At 69.3% G+C, this 12,050-nt stretch carries 14 protein-coding genes; 3 read left to right on the forward strand and 11 right to left on the reverse strand.

The window, feature by feature from the left end:
* Nucleotides 1–128: 128 nt before the first annotated feature.
* Nucleotides 129–296, reverse strand: coding sequence for a hypothetical protein (locus ACZ1DY_RS25680; protein ID WP_257486062.1), 168 nt, complete (start codon nucleotides 294–296; stop codon nucleotides 129–131).
* Here ACZ1DY_RS25680 and ACZ1DY_RS25685 point away from each other — a divergent pair.
* Nucleotides 286–927 (forward strand): hypothetical protein, encoded by a 642-nt coding sequence (locus tag ACZ1DY_RS25685; protein WP_257486061.1) that lies wholly within the window; start codon nucleotides 286–288, stop codon nucleotides 925–927. The genes ACZ1DY_RS25680 and ACZ1DY_RS25685 overlap by 11 nt on opposite strands.
* Before the next feature lies 1 nt (nucleotide 928).
* Here ACZ1DY_RS25685 and ACZ1DY_RS25690 read toward each other — a convergent pair whose 3' ends face one another.
* The 5 genes from ACZ1DY_RS25690 to ACZ1DY_RS25710 form a co-directional block, all read right to left on the reverse strand.
* On the reverse strand, nucleotides 929–1,366 hold the full coding sequence (locus ACZ1DY_RS25690; RefSeq protein ID WP_126734288.1) for a response regulator: 438 nt from the start codon (nucleotides 1,364–1,366) through the stop codon (nucleotides 929–931).
* Nucleotides 1,363–2,886, reverse strand: a complete 1,524-nt coding sequence (locus tag ACZ1DY_RS25695) for a sensor histidine kinase (protein ID WP_257486060.1) — start codon at nucleotides 2,884–2,886, stop codon at nucleotides 1,363–1,365. Before ACZ1DY_RS25695 ends, ACZ1DY_RS25690 begins: the two co-directional genes overlap by 4 nt.
* A complete protein-coding gene (locus tag ACZ1DY_RS25700; protein ID WP_465481126.1) occupies nucleotides 2,883–4,109 on the reverse strand; it encodes a PP2C family protein-serine/threonine phosphatase in 1,227 nt (408 codons plus the stop codon). Before ACZ1DY_RS25700 ends, ACZ1DY_RS25695 begins: the two co-directional genes overlap by 4 nt.
* Nucleotides 4,110–4,364: 255 nt before the next feature.
* The gene (locus ACZ1DY_RS25705; RefSeq protein WP_465481127.1) at nucleotides 4,365–5,348 is read right to left on the reverse strand and encodes a TerC/Alx family metal homeostasis membrane protein; all 984 of its coding nucleotides are present in this window, start codon (nucleotides 5,346–5,348) and stop codon (nucleotides 4,365–4,367) included.
* A 159-nt stretch (nucleotides 5,349–5,507) separates the two neighbouring features.
* Nucleotides 5,508–6,311 (reverse strand): LLM class flavin-dependent oxidoreductase, encoded by an 804-nt coding sequence (locus tag ACZ1DY_RS25710; RefSeq protein WP_465481128.1) that lies wholly within the window; start codon nucleotides 6,309–6,311, stop codon nucleotides 5,508–5,510.
* A gap of 252 nt (nucleotides 6,312–6,563) precedes the next feature.
* Between ACZ1DY_RS25710 and ACZ1DY_RS25715 the strand changes: the two genes are divergently transcribed.
* Nucleotides 6,564–7,016 (forward strand): SRPBCC family protein, encoded by a 453-nt coding sequence (locus tag ACZ1DY_RS25715; protein ID WP_465481129.1) that lies wholly within the window; start codon nucleotides 6,564–6,566, stop codon nucleotides 7,014–7,016.
* Here the strand turns inward: ACZ1DY_RS25715 and ACZ1DY_RS25720 are convergent.
* Genes ACZ1DY_RS25720 through ACZ1DY_RS25740 form a run of 5 tightly spaced genes read right to left on the reverse strand, consistent with a single transcriptional unit; the run spans nucleotide 6,973 to nucleotide 10,912 of the window.
* On the reverse strand, nucleotides 6,973–7,413 hold the full coding sequence (locus ACZ1DY_RS25720) for a MarR family winged helix-turn-helix transcriptional regulator (protein WP_257486055.1): 441 nt from the start codon (nucleotides 7,411–7,413) through the stop codon (nucleotides 6,973–6,975). The genes ACZ1DY_RS25715 and ACZ1DY_RS25720 overlap by 44 nt on opposite strands.
* Complete coding sequence (locus tag ACZ1DY_RS25725; protein ID WP_126734294.1) at nucleotides 7,410–7,784, reverse strand: hypothetical protein; 375 nt, start codon at nucleotides 7,782–7,784, stop codon at nucleotides 7,410–7,412. Before ACZ1DY_RS25725 ends, ACZ1DY_RS25720 begins: the two co-directional genes overlap by 4 nt.
* A 28-nt stretch (nucleotides 7,785–7,812) precedes the next feature.
* Entirely contained in the window at nucleotides 7,813–9,039 is a 1,227-nt protein-coding gene (locus tag ACZ1DY_RS25730) for a glycosyltransferase (RefSeq protein ID WP_465481130.1), read from the reverse strand.
* Nucleotides 9,036–9,869 (reverse strand): SDR family NAD(P)-dependent oxidoreductase, encoded by an 834-nt coding sequence (locus ACZ1DY_RS25735; RefSeq protein ID WP_465481131.1) that lies wholly within the window; start codon nucleotides 9,867–9,869, stop codon nucleotides 9,036–9,038. The genes ACZ1DY_RS25730 and ACZ1DY_RS25735 overlap by 4 nt, the downstream gene beginning before the upstream one ends.
* Nucleotides 9,866–10,912, reverse strand: a complete 1,047-nt coding sequence (locus tag ACZ1DY_RS25740) for an alpha/beta hydrolase (RefSeq protein ID WP_465481132.1) — start codon at nucleotides 10,910–10,912, stop codon at nucleotides 9,866–9,868. Before ACZ1DY_RS25740 ends, ACZ1DY_RS25735 begins: the two co-directional genes overlap by 4 nt.
* Nucleotides 10,913–11,358: 446 nt before the next feature.
* On the opposite strand from ACZ1DY_RS25740, the gene ACZ1DY_RS25745 reads away from it, so the two are divergent.
* Complete coding sequence (locus tag ACZ1DY_RS25745) at nucleotides 11,359–12,018, forward strand: hypothetical protein (protein ID WP_465481133.1); 660 nt, start codon at nucleotides 11,359–11,361, stop codon at nucleotides 12,016–12,018.
* The last annotated feature ends 32 nt before the right edge of the window (nucleotides 12,019–12,050 follow it).

Here is a 12,050-nt window from a genome sequence, read left to right on the forward strand (position 1 = left end):
TACAGCGAGTACCGACCGGAGAGGGACGTCCCAATGCGTATCGTGGTTCGCCTGATATTCGGCATCGTGACCGGGTTGTTGTTCCTGATTTCCCAGGTGGGGGCGGGAAACGCGCAGCAGTCTCCTTATCAGTCCACGGTTGGTTTGAAACCTTCGAGCGGCCCCGTGGGGAGTTCGTTCACCATTTCCTGGAATTTCTCTCCGTGCAAAGGCCCGATTTCTTTCACCTGGGAAGGAACGGCCATTACGTCGGTCAGCGCGCCCAGCGGACAGATCGGGGCGACGGTGCCCGGCAACGCGACTCCCGGCGGCCACCCGGTCACGGGCACGTGCACGAACGCGCGGACCGGTCATCCGTTGACCGGCAGCGCGACCTTCCAGGTGACCGGGACCGTGACCACGGCGCCGCCGACGACGAAGGTGCCCCCGACCACGAAGCCGACCGCCCCGGTGACCACTCCGACCAGACCCGGGACGACCACCACTCCGACCACCCCGGTCACCACGACGACGCCGCCCACGACGCCACCGTCCACAACGGACACTCCCCCGCCGTCGACGGACGTCCCGTCGTCGAGCAGCACGCCGCCGGGCCCGGACGACCTGATCCTCGACCGGCCGAGCGTGCGCCCCGGCGACGCGCTGTCCGCGACCGGCAAGGGATGCACGCCCGGCGAGCGGGTCACGCTGACGTCGGACGGCGAGCGCGTCGGCGGCGCCTACGCCGACGGCACCGGCGCCTTCACCGCGGCCGTCGAGTTCACCCGGATCGAGGCGGGCAGGCACACCGTCGTCGCCGACTGCGGCGTGCGGCTGACCGGCGCCGTCGAACAGGTGGTGACCAGTTCATCGGGCGGGCAGAGCGGCACCCTGGTGGTGCTCGTCTTCTTCGTGCTCGCCGGGATCACCGTGATCCGGTTCCCCTGAGTCAGCGCGGCAGTTTCACCACGGTGACGAAGAAGTTGTCGATCTGGCGCACCACGTCGATGAACCGGTCGAAGTCCACCGGTTTCGTGACGTAGGCGTTGGCGTGCAGGTCGTAGCTGCGGAGGATGTCCTCTTCGGCCTCGGACGTGGTCAGCACGACGACCGGGATGGTGCGAAGTTCCGGCGACGCCTTGACCTCGCTGAGCACTTCGCGGCCGTCCTTGCGGGGCAGGTTGAGGTCGAGCAGGATCAGCCCCGGCCGTTGCGCGTCCTCGTACGGTGCTTCACGGCGCAGGAACTGCAGTGCCTGCTCGCCGTCGGAAACGACCGAAAGGGTGTTGCGGATCTTGTGGTGCTCGAACGCCTCCTGCGTCATGAGGACGTCACCGGGGTCGTCCTCGACCAGCAGGATGTGGATCGGTTCCAGTGACTCGGTCATGGTCGCTCGTTTCCTTCGTCGGCGTGCTGCGCTGCGGGCAGGGTGAAGCAGAAGCGGGTCCCGGCCTGGACGGTGGTGTCCAGCCAGATCGTCCCGCCGTGGTGTTCGAGGATCTTGCGGCACAAGGCGAGTCCGATCCCCGTCCCCGGATACTCCCCGCGGCCGTGCAAGCGCTGGAAGATCACGAAGATCCGCTCGGCGTACTCGTCGTTGATGCCGATTCCGTTGTCGGTGACGGAGAACCGCCAGTCCTCGCCGTCACGTTCCGCGACGATCTCGACCTCCGGCGGCTCCTCGCCGCGGAACTTGATCGCGTTGCCGACGAGGTTCTGGAAAACCGCCGTGAGGAGGGTCTTCTCGCCTCGCACCACGGGAAGTTCACCATGGGTGACCCGGGCACCGGACTCGCCGATCGCGTCTTCGAGGTTGCCCAGCGCGGTCTCCAGCAGGTCGCCGGTTTCCAGGAGGACGTTCTCCCCAGGACGGCGGCCGACGCGCGAAAAGGCGAGCAGGTCGTTGATGAGCGCTTGCATCCGTTTCGCGCCGTCGACGGCGAAACCGATGTACTGGTCTCCGCGTTCGTCCAGTTTCCCCTGATACCGCTTCTGGAGCAGCTGGCAGAAGCTGGCCACCTTGCGCAGCGGCTCCTGCAGGTCGTGCGAGGCCACGTAGGCGAACTGCTCCAGATCCGAATTCGACCGCTCCAGCTCACGCGTCCGGGTCACGATCAGTTCCTGCGCCCGCTCCAGCTCCGCGACCTCGTCGAGGATCCGCGAACGCAGCGACTCCACATCGGACGCGAGTTCACGCATCTCCTTCGGACCGGAACCACGGACCGCGCGGTGGATGTCGGTCTGCGCGACGTCGCGGACCTCGACGGCCAGTTGCCGGATCGGCCGGATCAGTTTCCGGTGCAGGACCAGGAAGACCAGTGCCAGTGCGCCGATGAGCAGGACCGCGATCACGATGAGCATCACGCGCAGGACGTCGGCCGAGGCGGACAGGTCGTCGCGGGCGTCCAGCCGTTCGGCCTCCAGCCGGTTCTGCAGGACGCTCAGTGAAGCGCGGACCTCGTCGAACAGCGGTTTGCTCGCGTCCACCAGCTCGCCGGTGGCCGGAGCGCCGGCGAGCAAGGGCTCGATGATCGTCCTGCGCCAGGCCGTGGCGGCGTTCAGCACCCGGTCCAGATCGTCGCCCGCCGCCGTCCCCGGAACGGCGCCGAGCCGGCGCAACTCGGCCACGGACGCGTCCTGTGCTCGCAATCCCTCCCGGTACGGCTCCAGGAATTCGCTCCGCCCGGCCAGGATGTAGCCGCGGACACCGGTTTCCTGGTTCAGCATCGCGGTCGCGAGAGAGTTGGACCGCAGCACCTGCGGACCGGTGACGTCCAGCAGCCTGGCGCGCGAGTCGGTGAGGTTCGTCAAGGCCAGCGACCCGGCCACGATCGCGCCGCCGAGCAGCAGGACGGCGATCACCCCGGACAGCGCGGCCCAGCGGCTGATCGACCAAACGGACTTCATCGGGCCTGCTCCCCGGAGTCGAACGTGAGCAGCGCCAGCGCGACGTCGTCGTCCAACGGCCCGCCGTGCAGGACGTCCATCTCGCTGATCAGGTGGTCGAGCGCCGAGTCGGAGCCGCCTTCGGCCTTCAGGCTGTTCAGTGCGGCGGCGGCCATCCGTTCGAGCCCGACCCGTTCCCCGCTGCCTTCGACACGTCCTTCGAAAAGTCCGTCGGTGTACAGCAACAGTGACCATCGCGGCCCGATCGGCACCGTGAGCTCCTGCCAGCCGATACCCGGCACGACGCCCAGCGGCGGGCCGAGTTTCTCCCTGGACAGCAGCCTGCCGCCCGACTCGTCGATCAGGAGCGGCTGCGGATGACCGGCCAGCGCCATCTTCAGCGACCGGCGGTCCGGGGCGACCGTGATCATGCAGACGGTGGCGAACAGCGGGCCCAGTGCCTCGTGTTCCAGCATCTTCTCCACCATCGCCAGGGTTTCCGCCATCGGCAGCCCGGCGAGCACGACCGAACGCCACGCGATCCGCAGCGCGACACCGAGCGCCGCTTCGTCCGGACCGTGTCCGCACACGTCCCCGATGACCAGCTGGAGCGTGCCGTCGGGGAGTTCGACGGCGTCGTAGAAGTCACCGCCCAGCAAGGCCCCGTTCCGCCCCGGCCGGTACCGCACCGCGAGGCTGAGACGAGGATCGGTCACCAGCGGGGTCGGCAACAGGCCGCGTTCGAGACGCGCGTTCTCCCTGGCCAGCAACTGATGCTGGAGCAGTTGCTGCTCGACGCGTTCGGCGCGGCTGCGCTCCCAGGAATACCGGAGGGTCCGTGCCAGGAGACTGCCGTCGACATGCTGTTTGACCAGGTAGTCCTGGGCGCCGGCACCCAGCGCCGCCACCCCGGTGGCTTCGTCCTCCTGCCCGGTCAGGACGATCACCGCGGTCGACGGGGCGTGCTGCCGCAGCCTGGTCAGACCGGTCAGGCCGGTGGCGTCCGGAAGCTGGAGATCCAGCAGTACGCAATCGGCCGTGATCCGGCGCTCGAGTGCCCGTTGGAGCGTCGTCACCCTGTCGAGCACGACCTGTTCCAGGCTGCCGGCGGCGTCGGCGAGCATCTCTTCGACCAGGAGCGCGTCGCCGTCGTCGTCCTCGATCAGCAGGACATGCAACCGGGTCGGCTGGAACGAAGACCTACGAGGCGGAGACTGCTCGCCGTAACGCACGGCGTTGGACACGGACAGCCACCTTTCCTCACCGGTTTGTCCGGCGCACGAACAGAAGACGGCTGTCTTCTCAACCTCCCGGAGCCTACCGGCTGTACCGGACATGCCGCCGGTCCGGACACCGGCTTGTCCCCCCTCCCAAGATCAGGGGTCGCGTGGCGGCCGCGGTGGCCGCATCGCCCCGAACACCAGGAACACCGCGGCCAGGAAGAGGGCGGCGACCGCCAGATCGATCAGGAAGCCGACGACGAGTGCGGTGATCATCGCTCACTCCTTGGCCGTCCGGGCGGCTTCACGGCGGCGCGCGTACAGGCTGGTGAACGAGACCGTGACCAGGACGGCGACGATCACGCCCAGCGAGGCCGGGGTGGGGACCTGCGGCACCGACGGCCAGATCCCGTGTGCCCAGTGCAGGACCAGCTTCACCCCGATGAACGCGAGGATGATGGCGAGGCCGTGGTTCAGGTGGACCAGCTTCGCGAGCGCCGTGTGGAGCACGAAGTACAACGCGCGCAAGCCCATCAGCGCGAAGGCGTTGGTGGCGAACACGAGGTACGGGTCTTCGGTGATGCCGTAGACCGCGGGTACCGAATCGACCGCGAACACCACGTCGGTGGCGAACACCGCGACGACGACGACCGCCAGCGGGGTGAGCGCGCGGCGCCCGTGTTCACGCACGGTGAGCCGGGTGCCGCGATAGTCGTCGGTGACCGGCATCAGCCGCCGCAGGAACCGGACCGACCGCAGCTTCGAAAGATCCAACTCGTCCTTGCCGCCGGACATGGCCTCGCGCAGGATCTTGACCGCCGAGACGAGCAGGACCACGCCGAAGACGAGGAACGCCCAGGTGCCCGCCGACAGCATCGCGGCACCGGCCGCGATGAACACACCGCGAAGCACCAGCGCGCCCACGATGCCGTAGAGCAGCACCCGCTGCTGCACTTCCGCGGGGACCGCGAAGGCGGCGAGCAGCAGCATGAAGACGAACAGGTTGTCGACCGACAGGGACTTCTCGACGACGAAACCCGTCATGAACTCCAGCGCCTGGCCGCCCCCGTACTCGAGCCACAGCCAGAGCCCGAACACGACCGGGAGCGCGAGGTAGAAGACCGACCAGCCGGCGGCCTCCCGCATCGACACCTCGTGCGGGCGACGGGTCACGGCGAAATCGGCGACGAGCAGCGCGAGCAGGACGGCGATGCTGATCGCCCACAACCCCGGCGATCCCACGGTTGCCACGGACTCGGGCATGGAGCCTCCTCGAACTCGAAGTTCGAGGTCTCCTTCACCCCTGCGGGGCGGTCTCCCGGGGACACCAGCGGAGCGTCCGTATTGACCGGGCAGACCCTTGGGAAGTACTCCCCTCGCCGGTCCAGTATCGCACTTGGTAAAGAGTTATTAAAGGTTGGGTCAAGCCGGGCCATCCCGCAGCACGCCGCGCACCGCGTCGACGGACAGGTCGTCCCAGGGGAATTCGGCCATCCACCAGGTCGCACCCGCCCGTTCGTAGGGCGCCAGATCCGTACCCGCGGGCACTCCGATGGCGAAGTCGTACGGCTTCTCGACGTCTTCGCGCAACGCGGTGATCGTCTCGACCACCTCCGCGAACTCGTCCGCGTGCGGCAGGTGCACCGGGAAGAAACCGTCGTAGCGCGCGGCCCGGCGCATCGGCTTCGCCTTCCCGGGGAAACCCGCCAGCCACACCGGGATCGGGCGCGCCGGCCGGGGCAGGAAGGTGATGTCGTCGACTGTGTAATGCGTGCCGTGATGCCGCACGGGCTCACCGGACCACGCGGCGGTGAGGATTTCGAGCGACTCGTCGAGCATCTCGGCGCGTTTGCGATCGTCCAGTTCGTCGCCGGTCTTCGAGAACTCGCCGCCGAAGCGGTCGCTGCCGAGCCCCGCGCCGAGGATCAGCCTCCCACCGCTCAACTGGTCGAGGGTGGCGGTCTCCCGGGCGAGTTTGACCGGACGGCGGCGGGCCAACGGCGTCACCATCGGTCCGATGGCGAGATTCTCGGTGGCGGACGCGATGGCGGCGAGGGTGATCCACGGATCGGCGATCGCCCGCACCGGCTCACGCCAGCGGACGTGATCCCAGACGAACAGCCCGTGCCAGCCCGCTTCCTCGGCTTCGGCGGCGAGACGCGCGATGATCACGGGATCGGCCAGTTCGTCGAAGATCGGCAGCCAGAGTGCTGAGCGGAGGGTCATGACCGCGACCGTACGGACCGGCACCGACAGTCTCGACAAGTTCCGGACGTGCGCCAAGCCGTAACTCGCGTGCTTCCAGCCGTAACTCGCGTGATTGGAGGCGCAACACACGGCACCACGCGAGTTACGCCTCCAAGCACGCGAGTTACGCCTCTGATCACGCGAGTCGCGCCTCACCGCTTGACATGACCCCTAAAATTCAACCAGTACGTTGATTAACTGACGCGTTGAATACCCTGCGGAAGAGAATCCATGGCCGACCTGACGATCACCCGTCTCCTCGACGCGCCCCGCGACCTCGTCTTCCGCGTCTGGACCGACCCGGACCACCTCGCGCACTGGTGGGGCCCGACGGGATTCACCGCCACTTCCTGCACCGTGAATCTCGCCGAGGGCGGAAAGTGGCGCATCTGCATGAGCGACGGCGAGACCGACCTGTGGGCGTCGGGCGTCTACCACGAGATCGTCCCGCCGGAGCGGCTCGTCTTCAGCTTCGCCTGGGAGGAGCCGGCAGGCTTCCGGGGGCACGACACGCTCGTCACGGTCACCCTCTCCGACCTCGACGGCAAGACCGAAATGACGTTCCACCAGGCGATCTTCGAGACCGTGGCGGACCGCGACAGCCACGCCGAAGGCTGGCAGTCCTGCCTCAGCCGCCTCGTCACCCACCTCGCGGAGCATGCAGCCGATGCGAGCGGTCGATGAGATCGCCCATGGCCGCCTGAAACTCGCTTCGCCGCTTCTCGCTCCATCCGGCGGTCAGCTGATCGAAAACCTGTTCCTGCCAACGGTGGGCCTGGTCGAGCATCGACCGGCCCGCCGTGGTCAGTGACACCTCGCGCCGGCGCCCATCGTTCCGCGAGGCCTCCACGGACAGATAGCCCGCCTCGATCGCCGCCTTGACCAGCCGCGATGCGCCGCTCTGGTCGAGGCCGATCTCGACGGCGATCGCGTTCACCGTCGTCTCGGTCCCGCGCTCGGCGAGGGAGTGGACCGCCTCGCCGACGAGGACGAGACGGCCCTGATCCGCGACGGCCGCCGTCCGGCGCGACCAGTGCCGCACGAAGGCGAACAGAGCCTGACCCGGACCTTGGGCGCTCATTCGGTGGCCGCCATCTCACGGCAGATGTAGGCCAGTTCGAGCGCGGACTTCAGATCGGGCAGCCGGAGCGCCGCGGTGACCTTGCCGCCGCCCACCCGGAACACGGTCGCCACCCGGGTCGGTCCCGCGCTTTCGGGCCAGGTCGCGTCCTCTTCCACCACCATCAGGCGATCGCTGACCGGATGCCACGAGCGCGGCTTCAGCTTGATCCCCGAGCGATCCACCCAGTCGGCGAACTGCGCGGACGTGATCGGCCCGGCACCCTTCGGCCCGAGGACCACGACAGGATCCCCGACGGCGTCCGCCGATCGCCTCAGGTCACCTTCGTTGACGCTCTCGTGCCATTCGTTGATCGCCGCCTCGAGTTCCATGACTCAACTATATGCAAATCGCATAGAATTAGCCCACCGATCGCAACACCTGCCGTGCCCGCGCCACCCCGTCCTCCTCCCGCAGCCGCCCGGCGACGTACTGGGCGCCGCGCCGGAACAGCAGGTTCCCCGACAGCTCCAGCAGCCGCGCGGTCAACGAGTCCGCCGTGAGATCCCGCAGCGGCAACGGCCGCGGTCCCGCGCCGAGCCGGAAGACGCGGTCACCCCAGTACGGCTGATCCGAAAACACCGGGCAGATCAGCGAAGGGACGCCCGCGCGCAACGCGGCCGCGGTCGTGCCCGCGCCGCCGTGGTGCACCACCGCCGCCGTGCGCGGGAACAGCCACGCGTGCGGGACGTCTCCGATCGTCAGCAGGTCGTCGTCCTCGGACCCGGCATCGGTGCCGAGCAGGCCGCGCAACCCCGCCCTCCGCAGCGCAGTGCGGACGGCGGCGAACGTCCGCTCCGCCTCAGACGGCCGCATGCTGCCGAAGCCGACGTACACCGGAGGTGGCCCGGACGCGAGGAAATCCCGCAGTCGCGGGTCCGGCCGCCACGCGGCGGGCGCCTCGAGAAACCAGTACCCGGTGACGTGCACCCTCGACGGCCAATCCTTCGGCCGCGGCACGACGGCGTCGGAAAAACCGCACAGCACGGGGGTTTCCGAACGCCGCGGCCCACGCAGCCCGGCCGCGGGCAGGCCCAGTGACCGCTCCCGCCACCGGTCCACCTCCGGCCTCAGCACCTGCCACGCGACGGTGTCGACGGCGTGGAAACTCAGCCATCTGCCGCACGGCCCGGTCCTGGCGGCCCACGGCGCCAGCGGATGCGCGAACGCCCGCGTCGGCACGCTGGGCTGGTAGTGCAGTTCGACGTCGGGCACACCGAGCGAGGCACCCAGGTGCGCGCCGAGGAAGCCGAGCGTCGGAGCGAGAACGAGGTCGGCACCGGCCGCTCCTCGCCGGACATCGGCGAGCAGACGCTCCATCACCGGGGCGAGCGCGCCGCGCAGCCCGCGCAGGAAGCCCGCGGGCGTGCGTCCCTCGGTCCATTCCCGGCCACCGTCCGAGCCGAGGATCTCGCTCGGGTCGGCGGAAAGCGGCGCGAAATCCAGGCCGTGCGAGGTCACCAGCGTCCGGAACCGCTCGGCCGCCAGCACGCGGACCCGATCACCGTCGAGACCACGGCCCAGAGCGATACACGGCTGGACGTCGCCGCGGGAACCCGGAGCGACGATCACGACGAGCCGGGTCATCGCTTCGCCGCCGTCAACCGGTAGCGGAGGCGGAACGGCAGCTTCGCCAGTACCGCCGCGACATGCGCGTCCCTGCCGACCAGATACCGCGGCGCGACCCGCCGGGCGGTCAGCGCGTGGACGACGACTCGCGCCGCCCGCTCGGGCGGCACACCGTTCCGCGCGGACCGCTCCGCACTGCGTTCGGCCTCGTCCAGTTGCGCCGCATACCTTTCCCGCGCGGCTTCCGGCAGGGCGGCGCGCACCTCTTCGGCGGCGGCGCGGGCGCGCGGCCAGATCGACGTGGCGACGGCACCGGGCTCGACGAGGACGACGCCGATCCCGGACGGCGCCAGTTCGGCGCGCAGACTGTCGGTCAACCCGACCAGGGCGAACTTCGACGTGTGATACGGCCCGACCATCGGCCCGGCGATCCGCCCGCCCATCGACCCGATCGTCACCACCCTGGCGGCGGACGCGGCTCGGAGCGCGGGCAGCATCGCCTGCGTGACGGCCAGCTGACCGGTCACGTTGACCTCCAGCTGCTGCCGGAAGTCCTCGAGCGGGACGTGTTCCAGCGGTCCCGGCCGGGCCATCCCCGCGTTGTTCACCAGACCGCGCAGCGGGCCCGCCGCCGCGACCTTCTCACCGCACGCCGCGATCGACGCCGCGTCGCGGAGGTCCATGCGCAGCACGGTGACCGCATCGCCGAAAGTGCGCACGAGGTCCGTTTCATCCGTGTCGGTGCGTACGCCGGCCCAGACGTGGGCGCCCCGCCGGACGAGTCCCGCCACGCACGCCCGGCCGATCCCGCTCGAAGCCCCGGTGACCACAAAGGACGGACGGGTCACGACGCCTCCCCCGCTTTCACCGGCGCGGAAAGCGCCCGCAGCATCTTCGGCCAGGTCTTGTGCAACTGGTCCTGCCAGTACGCCCAGTGGTGCGTGCCCGGCCCGTAGAAGTCCGTCATGACCGGGACGCCGAGCCGGTTCAGCCGGTCCGCCATCGCGGTGGTCTGGCCGGAGCACAGGAATTCGAGCAGCATCGCGCCGGGCAGCACGTCGATCGGGAGCTTCCCGTCGAACGGCCCCGGCAGGCCGTTGCCCGTCGACAGATACAGCTCGGTGCCACGCAGGCGGTCGGCGTTCACCAGCGGATCGTGCGCGTCCCAGCGGGACGACTCCCGCCGCCGGTCACCCCAGAGGGCTTCGGGATCCTGCCGGGCCGAGGCGACGATCGCACTGGTCAGCAGCTCGCCGTACGGGCCGGTGGGGTTGAGATTGCCGCTGAACGACCCGGCGAAGCGGAACACCCCGGGCCGCCGGGCGGCGAGTTCCACCGCGCCGTACCCGCCGAGCGAGAGCCCCGCCGCGACCCGCCGCCCGTCCCCTCGATAGCCGCGTTCGATCAGCTGCGGGATCTCGACCGCGGTGAACATCTCCCACTGGTTGAGCACGACGTCCTTGCCGTAATTCCACCAGTCGGAAAAGAATCCGGCGGAACCCGAACCCGGCATCACCACCAGCGCGCCGGAATCGTCGGCGAGTCTCCGGATGTCGGTGTTGGCGGTCCAGCCGCGGTAGTCCTGCAGGCGGGTCTCCCCGGCGAGCAGGTACACCGCCGGCCACTTCCGGTCCGGTTCCGCGGCCCACCGCGACGGCAGGATCAGCCGGACCATCGCATAACTCCCGACGCCGACCGAGCGCACGGTGAGATCCAGCATCCGGGGGTCACCGTCCACAGTGGTCTGGGCGACGACGTGCGAACCGTCGTCGGCACGGGCGTCCGGGACGCCGCTCTCGGCCAGCGCCGGTGCCGCGACGACGCTCGGCAGCAAGCACGCCGCGACCGCCAGCGACGCGACGGCCCGCAGCCGCCTCGAAGTAGTGCGCATACGTAATCCTTTGTCCCGATCGTTCGATCGAATTCGAAAATGTGACGGCGCTTACCCGGGAAAGAAAATCGGAGGTGGCGACACGTTAAGCGGACGGACCCCTTCCCGGCAATTGTCCTGCCCACAATCCGGGAGGACAATGTGAATGCCAGGGAAACAAGAAATGCGCCCGCATCCCCCACTAGGGTGACCCATCACTCACGGACAGTGAGCGACTGTGGCACGGTGGTACCAGACCTGCTCGCGCACCAGCGAAAACCTCGGAAGCCGCAGGTCACACCAAGTACACGAAGGACATTTACGTTCTCTTGACACCTTCCGGTATTCGATTTCCCGTCGTAGCCTTCGTCGTGCCGCCCGGGTTCGGCGTCCGCTGACGCGACCCGGCGCCCCGCGTCCCACCGAAGGGACCAGACCCCATCAGGACCCTTCCGAAAGGGCTATTCATGGCTGCCCGAATTCGCGCTCTCGTCGTATCCGCCGCCGCGGTGGCGACCATTTCCGGCGCCTCCGGAGAATCGATTCAGGCGGCCCCCGCGCCACCTGGGCCCGCTGTTCCGCCCGCCGCCCTGCTGCCTCCGGAAACCGTCCCGGACGCGTCCGGGCGCGACGGCTTCGACGTGGCGGCGGCTCTGTCCACTTCGGACGGCAAACGCGGCAGGGTCGACGTCGGCGGATGCGAGGACGTCGTCCACGGCAGGCTGGTCGGCGACGGCGCCACCGGCCAGGGCTTCCAGTCCGCGGTGCCCGGCGGCCAGGTCTCCGAACTCGTCGCGCGCACGACGAACCCGCCCGATCTGGCGGCGTGGGCCGCGCAGGCCGGGCGGTGCTCGAAGGTGACGGTCGACGACGCGGCCGCTACCGCGGTGTCGACCGTCACCGTCCACCCCGCTCCCGCCGTCCAGGGCGCGAAAACCCTTTCCTACGAACAACTCCTGACGCTTCCCGGCCAGCCCCCCGAGCTGCCTGGGCTGCGTCTGCGCACCGTCGCCATCGCCGCCGACGACGTGCTGGTCGTGCTTCGTGACGCCGGAACGACCGGTCTCGATCTCGACGCCCTCGCCGTCGCCGCCTGGCGGCACGCCGCAGGGCCGCTCGGCCGCTGATCCCCCGCACCAACCCCGCCGACCCCCGAGGA

Source organism: Amycolatopsis sp. PSD-21, assembly GCF_055561455.1.

What these genes read in the sequence shown, in the direction of transcription:
- ACZ1DY_RS25705 (WP_465481127.1), bottom strand. Translation starts at nt 5,348, where the DNA reads ATGCCCGAGTCCGTGGCAACCGTGGGATCGCCGGGGTTGTGGGCGATC.
- ACZ1DY_RS25695 (WP_257486060.1), bottom strand. Translation starts at nt 2,886, where the DNA reads ATGAAGTCCGTTTGGTCGATCAGCCGCTGGGCCGCGCTGTCCGGGGTG.
- ACZ1DY_RS25745 (WP_465481133.1), top strand. Translation starts at nt 11,359, where the DNA reads ATGGCTGCCCGAATTCGCGCTCTCGTCGTATCCGCCGCCGCGGTGGCG.
- ACZ1DY_RS25710 (WP_465481128.1), bottom strand. Translation starts at nt 6,311, where the DNA reads ATGACCCTCCGCTCAGCACTCTGGCTGCCGATCTTCGACGAACTGGCC.
- ACZ1DY_RS25715 (WP_465481129.1), top strand. Translation starts at nt 6,564, where the DNA reads ATGGCCGACCTGACGATCACCCGTCTCCTCGACGCGCCCCGCGACCTC.
- ACZ1DY_RS25690 (WP_126734288.1), bottom strand. Translation starts at nt 1,366, where the DNA reads ATGACCGAGTCACTGGAACCGATCCACATCCTGCTGGTCGAGGACGAC.
- ACZ1DY_RS25730 (WP_465481130.1), bottom strand. Translation starts at nt 9,039, where the DNA reads ATGACCCGGCTCGTCGTGATCGTCGCTCCGGGTTCCCGCGGCGACGTC.
- ACZ1DY_RS25720 (WP_257486055.1), bottom strand. Translation starts at nt 7,413, where the DNA reads ATGAGCGCCCAAGGTCCGGGTCAGGCTCTGTTCGCCTTCGTGCGGCAC.
- ACZ1DY_RS25725 (WP_126734294.1), bottom strand. Translation starts at nt 7,784, where the DNA reads ATGGAACTCGAGGCGGCGATCAACGAATGGCACGAGAGCGTCAACGAA.
- ACZ1DY_RS25740 (WP_465481132.1), bottom strand. Translation starts at nt 10,912, where the DNA reads ATGCGCACTACTTCGAGGCGGCTGCGGGCCGTCGCGTCGCTGGCGGTC.